The organism is Salinivibrio sp. PR6 (assembly GCF_001995955.1).
Lineage (GTDB): Bacteria > Pseudomonadota > Gammaproteobacteria > Enterobacterales > Vibrionaceae > Salinivibrio > Salinivibrio siamensis.
Window position 1 is genome coordinate 1 of sequence record NZ_MUFA01000042.1, and the last position, 1,621, is coordinate 1,621.

1 protein-coding gene and 1 pseudogene are annotated in these 1,621 nt (G+C 34.3%); both read right to left on the minus strand.

What is annotated here, in order from left to right:
* Positions 1 to 348, minus strand: a pseudogene (locus BZG72_RS16375) (HNH endonuclease); the annotation flags it as partial.
* 4 nt (positions 349 to 352) lie between these two features.
* Positions 353 to 1,594, minus strand: a complete 1,242-nt coding sequence (locus BZG72_RS15945) for an AAA family ATPase (RefSeq protein WP_077667276.1) — start codon at positions 1,592 to 1,594, stop codon at positions 353 to 355.
* Positions 1,595 to 1,621: the final 27 nt, after the last annotated feature.

Genomic DNA, 1,621 nt, shown 5'->3' on the forward strand with positions numbered 1-1,621 from the left:
CTCTATTATTATATTAGAATATGCTGTTTTTGGTGGATAATGCTTAACTGCTCTAACAACATCAACATCGGGGTCACAGCAGTCAATCAGAGAGTTATATCTATCTAGCTTAATATTATTRCAACGAGAACATGAATAGTATAGGTTGCTCCATTTATACTTTAAACTATCATCACCTCCATGTGATATAAAATGCTCTATATTAATACTAATAGGGCTTTTGGTCTCACATATATAACACTTTCCATGAAATGATTTTTCCAAAGCTTCCAGCACATCTTTACTGTTATAATTAGACTTTCTTTTTAGGGATTCTGGTTCTGGCTCTGATCTGTTAACATTAAACAAAACGTTACCCCTTTAATTTTTTTATAGCTAACTCTGCCGACTTGACAAAGTAATCTGACTCATAATCTAGAACGTCTCTATCTTCAGGAATATTACGTAATAAATCCTGAATCTTATTTACATCAATAGGTGATTCATTGAGAAGATTTGATAGCTCTTTTATGTTATCTTGCAGCTCTGTTGATGCTGAACTAACACCAAAAAGCCCCTCTAAAACTGCCTCATAGGAATACATGGAAAGATCTTCTACACTTTCACAGCGAGACAAATCATAGATTAAAGCATCGTCAACTGATGAGACTACAAAAGGTGAGTGTGTCGTCACAATGAACTGAACGTTTGGAAATGATTTCGTAAAAAATGATAATATTTTTTTCTGGAGTGATACATGTAAATGAGCATCAATTTCATCAATAAAGACAAGCCCCTTTAAGCATTCCGGCTCGATCGAGTTTAACGACACCCTCGTTAGTAACTCAGCATATATAGCCATGATAGATGAAAACCCCGAGGATAAGGACTGAAATGAAAAACTATCTTTACCTTTTTGTTTCAGTTTGAAGCACCTCGACTTCCTGTCAAACAACAACCTTAAACCATCATCTTCAAAAAGATCTCTTAAATCCTCTTCTAGCTTTAGAAACCATGAGTTAATCCTATTAAATTCCTCATCTTTACCATTATCCACGGCTAAGAGAGCTTGCTCTGTTTTTAAAGATACAAGATATTTTTCAAAATACTCTCCGTTTAATCTAGGAAAAGCAGCTTTTGCTCCTAAATTTTCTTTTTGCTCTTTAAGCACCTCTATTGGCTCAATTGAAACTGGTTTGTCTATCTCTGACTTCCTACCTGAATCAAAAAAAACAAGAACAGATTCATTTCTTTTCTTAGAGAGAATGAAATCGTCCAGACTTCGGATAGAAACAGTAGATTTTTTGGCTTCCCTGATTTTATCCTTTACCTCTTTTTTCTGACTCAACCGATAATCATATAGAGATCCGGAAGGCCCCTCTTTATTGATGTAATTCTGTACGGTCTCTAGGTCTCTATACAATTCATTTAGGCTTTTGTTTTCTTTTTCTACAACATGACCAAAAACTCGTCTATATACTAAATCCAGAAGCCGAGTTTTCCCACAGCCATTGCCTCCTATGATAATTAAATTCTTACCATTTAATTCAATGTCGACTCTTTTTTCTGTATGAGGCACTATTGTTTCTATTCGTTTAAGGTGTTTTTTAGACATTTTAATACTCCTTTTAAACATGTTTAA